Source organism: Lentibacillus sp. (genome assembly GCF_035301925.1).
GTDB lineage: Bacteria > Bacillota > Bacilli > Bacillales > Amphibacillaceae > Lentibacillus.
In genome coordinates this window covers 22,691-28,690 of the sequence record NZ_DATGTI010000160.1, presented here as the reverse complement: position 1 = coordinate 28,690, position 6,000 = coordinate 22,691, and the positions used below count along the sequence as shown (strand labels likewise).

Here is a 6,000-nt window from a genome sequence, read left to right as displayed (position 1 = left end):
GCTGTTTCATTCATTTACTCCTTTCGTCACACGCTTCTTCATGATTCTATTCTCATATGAACCTGTCTAAGAACCGTGTAAAGGGCATCTGTCACAGTCTTTTCTCCAGATGCATACTGTATTGAATGAAGTATGATTCAGACAGGGGGAGAATGATGTATCCGATCAATCCATATTTCAAAAATATGTATCCGTATGACGCTCAAATGCTTCATTATCAAGATGTTATGTACCCCGATGTCCGGCAGCAGCCCATCAGTGGTCAGGCAACATGGACAGAGGGTGGACAGATTACCAAATGCGGTATTCCGTGGTCAGACAATTTGTACATGACTGCGGCAGTAGGTGAGGATTCTCCATATCAATGTGGTCAGACATTACAAGTCAATTATCCTGTTACTGGAAGATCTATCTTGGTTGAGGTCGTTGATGAAGTTCCTGGTTTTTCGAATAATCGTCTAAATGTACACCGCAGAGTATTCGAAACGTTAGGTGCCAATCCGCAGCAAGGTGTTATTGATATTCAGATTATACCCGTCTCACAGCTTGAACAACAGCAGTGGGGGAAGTATTTATTGGAATTAGTGCAAACAGCGTATTCTGGTTACAATGTAGTTGAATACAGCTTTGTGGACAAAACAGTAGAATCCGCATCACGGACTAGGGAAACATATGCATTCACCCTTCAGTCAGCTCAGGAAGCCATCACAGTACGCGCGAGTGTCGTTTATAATCCGAATAACAACCGGATTATTTCGTTTGATGTAAATGAAGTTTAATATTTATGCGATGTTACCTTGCCAACACCCCAGTAAAAAGTCAGGTATGTTCAGCAATATGTGAGCCCATAGATAATATTATAATTATGGAGGTGAAAACATGGCCGTCATTAAGGCAACCAACAAGGATATAAATCTCTTGGCAAGATTACTTCGAGCTGAAGCTGTTGGTGAAGGTAAATTGGGTATGCTGCATGTTGGTGCTGTTACGGTTAATCGCGTAAGAGTCAACTGTTCTGATTTTGCGGGATTAAGGACACTGCCAGAGGTGATTTATCAGCCAACTGCTTATGAAGCTGTTCAGCATGGAATGTTTTATCAACGTGCAAGGGGAAGTGAAAAACGGCTGGCCCGCAGAGTTGTGCAAGGAGAAAGGCGCTGGCCTGCAAAATATAGTTTATGGTATTTCAGACCTCCGGGCGATTGCCCACCAACCTGGTATGATCAGCCCCTTGTGGGACGATATAAGCTCCACTGTTTTTATGAACCGACCGGAGCGGAATGCGAAGAGGTTTATAGCACGTTTTAACCTCAGCACATCATTATCCGATGAGTGCCCATCATGGATGAAGGAAATATATGAGTATACCTTGCAGTCAGATCAGGAAACGATTACAGTGCGGGCGGGTGTTTTTTATAACCCGATGAATAACCAGATAATTTCATTTGATATTCGCGAAGCTTTAATACGTGTGATAATCGGACAGCACATTGACGATGTGGTGTCTGTTTTTTGAATTTTTTAAAATAAATGTATGCAACAGTCTGAAAGTGTGGTGTTTTGTAATCGAACATACATTCTATGGGTGCAGGAGGGTATAAATGACTTACCAATCGTGGAAGAGGAGAAAAAGAACACTTGCAACCGAACAGATAATCAGTTTGTACAAGGGAGGTATGAGTACAACCGAAATAGCCGCAAAAGCCAACGTTTCAGCAAGATACATAAGAAAATTGCTTAAGCAGAACAATGTGCAATTAAGACCATTTGGCAGCTGGAAAAGGAAATATACATTTAATGAAGACTATTTTAAGACATGGTCGAAAAATATGGCGTATATATAAGGATTCTTTATCGCGGATGGTACTGTTGCTCGTGAAAGTAGTTCATAAGTATTGCACAGAAGGAAAAATACATTCTCGAAAATATAAAAAGCATATTGGGTCTGATCAGGCTTTATATCAGAATAAAAATACGAGTATGCATATATGAAGCTTAAATGGTGTTTTGCCGAATAAATCACGCACCAGTAAATTTTCCGAAGTACCGGATGAATACATGAGTCATTTTATAAGAGGCAGCTTTAATAAAAAGAGTGGGGGTATGGTATAAAATACAATGAATTCTTTTTTCATTCCTCGAGTAGACATAATACTTATTATGGGAACTAATAGCAAAAAAAGAATCGTCTTGTCTCATTATAAAGTATACTTTTGATAGTGAGACAAATAATAAAAATCACGCTATCATAACGTTTATAGCGTGATCTCTATAATAATGTAATTTATAATTGGCTTATTTTTTATTTATCGATATATTCTGCTTTCGGACGGAATATCGTATTATGATCGGCTTGTTCGATTGCATGCGCACACCAGCCGACAATCCGGCTGGAACTGAAGATTGGTGTAAATAATTCCGCATCTATACCCAATGATTTCATAATGACTGCTGCATAGTACTCGACATTCGTATAAAGTTTTTGCTTCGATTTATATTGCTTTAATATGCTGATCGTTTCCTTTTCTGTTTTTAATGCTAAATTCATCCAATCAGGCAAATTATCAAGTTCCAGGATTTTTTCTTTTAATGCTTCTGCACGTGGATCAATTGTTTTATAGACACGGTGTCCAAATCCCATAATCCGTTCTTTATTTTCGAGCTTTTTGTGAATAATTTCACTTATTTTATCATCTGTTTTAATGTCTTCCAATAACCCAATCACTCCTGACGGTGCACCGCCATGCAGCGGTCCTTTCATGGTTCCCAAAGCACTTGTTATCGCTGAAATAAGGTCACTTTGTGTTGAAATAGTTACCCTTGCCGCAAACGTTGAAGCATTTAACCCATGTTCCATTGTCAGAATCAGGTATGTCTCAAGCATTCTGGTATGCGTTTCATCGGTATTGCCATAAAGCATATACATAAAATTTGCGGCGTGGTTCAGGTCATTATCTGGTTTTATGTCAGTTTCTCCGTTGAGTTGCCTATACCGGTAAGCAATGATGGTTGGTGTGATGGCAATCAGTTTTTGCGCAAGGCTATCATCAGCCGATTCTGAAACTGGTAAAGAAGATATCGCTGTTCTTAGTGTATCCATAACAGATACGCTGGATGGCAGCATGTCAATAATTTGTTTCGTATATTCCGGAATGTAACGGTTCTTTTTTAATGCCGTATCGAATGCCTGTCGTTTATGTTCTGTTGGAAAACGTCCATACAACAGGAAATAGGCCGTTTCCTCAAATGAATGCTCTGTGACAAGTTGCTTAATAGGCAAGCCGCGATACTTCAAAATACCTTTTTCGCCATCAATCAAGCTTAATTCCGTTTGTACTGCGGTTATTCCCTTTAAACCTGGCTGAAACATGACACTCTCCCCTTCCCTTTTTGTTAATTCAAGTATAAATCAATATATTAATTATTAAAATTTAATATTTCTTGTTAAAATAATAAATAAACTTTATTGAATGAGGTGCCGTACATAATGGATACGCGAACATTGGAAACGTTCGTTACTGCAGCAGAATTTGAGAATTATAGAATGGCTGCTGAAACATTATATATTACTCAGCCTGCAGTAACGTTTCAGATCAGACAGCTTGAAAAAGAAATCGGGGAAAAACTATTTGTCAAAAGTGGCAGACAGATGATGCTGACGCGGACGGGGCGGTTGTTTTACCAAGAGGCTAAAATGATGCTTGCACAATATGAAAAAAGCCTTGAGCATATTAACCGGTTCAGACAGGGGTATGACCAATCGATCCGTGTTGCGATTTCACCACTCTTGGCAGATACAATTTTACCAAGTGTCCTGAGAGCATATACGAAACAATTTCCCAATGTTGAATTATCCATTCAAGTTCTGGAATCATATGAAATCGCACCTGTTGTGGCAAATGGGCGTGTTGATATTGGGTTGTCATGTTTGCCGGGGCCGTCAGATGTTCATACATTGAAGTTTCACGAAGAACCTATCGCACTTGTCTGCACGCATGACGGTTATGATGCGGAATCCGGGCCGGTTATTGATGCAAAAGCACTTTTGGAAAAGCATTTTATTTTTACAGACAATCATCCCGATTATTGGTCCGGCCTGAAAAAACAGCTAAAACAGACATTACCTTCCTATAAATTCCTGCAGGTTACCCAGTCACATATCACAAAGCGGTTTGTTTTGGAAGGGATTGGTGTCAGTTTTCTGCCCAAATCCATTATTAATCGTGACATAATGGAAGGCAGATTATTGGAGGTACCCGTACCGTTTATGGATCTGCCATCCGCCAGTATGTACATTGTTTACAAATATGAACATGAATTGGAAAGTAAATTTGCGGCGTTTGTATCCAACTTTCACTTTAGCTGAGAAGCGTCCGTTTCGCTGGATACTGAATAACCCAATAATAAAAAATCAGCCCTAATGGGCTGATTTTTTATTCCAATTTAACCTTATTAAGCGGTTCTTTTGCTGGCCCTTCAATGACCTCGCCCGTATAGGAATAGCGTGATCCGTGGCATGGGCAGTCCCATGTCCGGTCACCGGAGTTCCAGTTGACTTCACAGCCTAGGTGTTTACATGTTGTATCAACAGCGAACAGCTGATTATCGTTATCTTTATAGACACCTGTCCGTTTGCCGTTAACTCTGGTAACCGTTGCATCATCAGGCTCCAAGTCCTTCACATTATCATTGGTATATTCAAGTTTTCCTCGAATCATATGCTTAGCAACATCAGCATTCATCCTTGTGAACTTTCGAACAGAAGGGTCTGCCTGGAATCGTGATGGCGTATACAGCTCACAATAGGGATTGTCTTTATCAAGGATTCGGTCACTGATGATTTTAGCCGCAATTGTACCGTTTGTCATGCCCCACTTGCGATATCCGGTCGCAACAAAAACGTTATCCTCATTCTTTGTAACTGATCCGATATAAGGTACCTTGTCCATTGTGGTTAAATCCTGTGCAGACCACCTGTAAACAAATTCGGATATACCAAATTGTTTTTCGGCAAATTGTTGGAGTGCTTCATAATGTTTCATCGTGGATTTGCCCTGACCCGTTTTATGATTTTCCCCGACAATCAGCCATAAATCCTCACCATCCATATTGGCCAACCTGACGGAACGTGATGGTGATTCAGCATTGATATACATGCCGCCTGGGAATTGTTCCGGTGTTTTGACCGCAATAATATAGGCGCGTTCCGGGTACATTCGAGTCGGATAAAAACCTTGCCCGTCATAAAACGGATAATGGGAAGCCTGTATGACATAATTGCAGTTAATCCGGTGCTCGTCTCTGGTGACAATGGTAGGATGTTTATTGTATTCGATATCAGTCGCTGTCGTATGCTCATATATTTCCAGCCCATTATTGACAGCTTCATCCACGAGTACCTTTAAATATTTAAGTGGATGAAATTGTGCCTGATGGTCCATTCTCAGCACAGATTTAACGGGAATATCTAGTGGCATGCTGCTGGATAACTCCCCCGGAATGTTAAGCTGATCGTATGCTTGTTTTTCCGTTTGCAGCTTGGATATATATGCGTCTGAATTCGTAAAAATGTAGGCATCCTCCTGCCGGTAATCACAGTCTATCTGATATGTTTGTATCGTGTCTTCAATGAGCTGTTTGGCATCCATGCAAGCATGATAATACAAAGATGCATTCTCTTCTCCAAAATGCTGGATGAGTTCATCGTAAATTATACCATGCTGAGCCGTTATTTTGGCCGTTGTATGACCGGTCACGCCGTTTAACAGGTCGCCGGCATCAATCAAAGTAACCTTTACGCCTTGTTTAGTCAGCAAATAAGCGGCTGTAATACCGGTGATACCCCCGCCGACAATGGCAACGTCCGTTTTAATCGATTCTTCCAGTTTTGGGAATTCAGGGAGTGACACAGAATCTCCCCAGAAGGCTTGCGGAAACTGCGGTATATTAACAGAATTGGCCATATCATCAATCCTTCCAGGTTTTAATTTTTGCTAATTT

The 6,000-nt window shown here is 40.5% G+C and carries 6 protein-coding genes; 4 read left to right on the top strand and 2 right to left on the bottom strand.

What is annotated here, in order from left to right:
• Positions 1-152 precede the first annotated feature (152 nt).
• The 3 genes from VK080_RS13355 (at position 153) to VK080_RS13345 (ending at position 1,844) form a co-directional block, all read left to right on the top strand.
• Positions 153-779: an RlpA-like double-psi beta-barrel domain-containing protein gene (locus tag VK080_RS13355; protein WP_324225266.1), complete on the top strand. Its 627-nt coding sequence runs from the start codon at positions 153-155 to the stop codon at positions 777-779.
• A gap of 100 nt (positions 780-879) precedes the next feature.
• Positions 880-1,308, top strand: coding sequence for a cell wall hydrolase (locus VK080_RS13350; RefSeq protein ID WP_324225265.1), 429 nt, complete (start codon positions 880-882; stop codon positions 1,306-1,308).
• Positions 1,309-1,601: 293 nt separating this feature from the next.
• Positions 1,602-1,844, top strand: coding sequence for a hypothetical protein (locus VK080_RS13345; protein WP_324225264.1), 243 nt, complete (start codon positions 1,602-1,604; stop codon positions 1,842-1,844).
• A gap of 458 nt (positions 1,845-2,302) precedes the next feature.
• On the opposite strand, the gene VK080_RS13340 is transcribed toward VK080_RS13345, so the two are convergent.
• Entirely contained in the window at positions 2,303-3,370 is a 1,068-nt protein-coding gene (locus tag VK080_RS13340) for a citrate/2-methylcitrate synthase (protein WP_324225263.1), read from the bottom strand.
• A 117-nt stretch (positions 3,371-3,487) separates the two neighbouring features.
• On the opposite strand from VK080_RS13340, the gene VK080_RS13335 reads away from it, so the two are divergent.
• Entirely contained in the window at positions 3,488-4,366 is an 879-nt protein-coding gene (locus tag VK080_RS13335) for a LysR family transcriptional regulator (protein ID WP_324225262.1), read from the top strand.
• 67 nt (positions 4,367-4,433) lie between these two features.
• Here the strand turns inward: VK080_RS13335 and VK080_RS13330 are convergent, their stop codons facing one another.
• Positions 4,434-5,963: an FAD-dependent oxidoreductase gene (locus tag VK080_RS13330; protein ID WP_324225261.1), complete on the bottom strand. Its 1,530-nt coding sequence runs from the start codon at positions 5,961-5,963 to the stop codon at positions 4,434-4,436.
• Between the last annotated feature and the right edge of the window lie 37 nt (positions 5,964-6,000).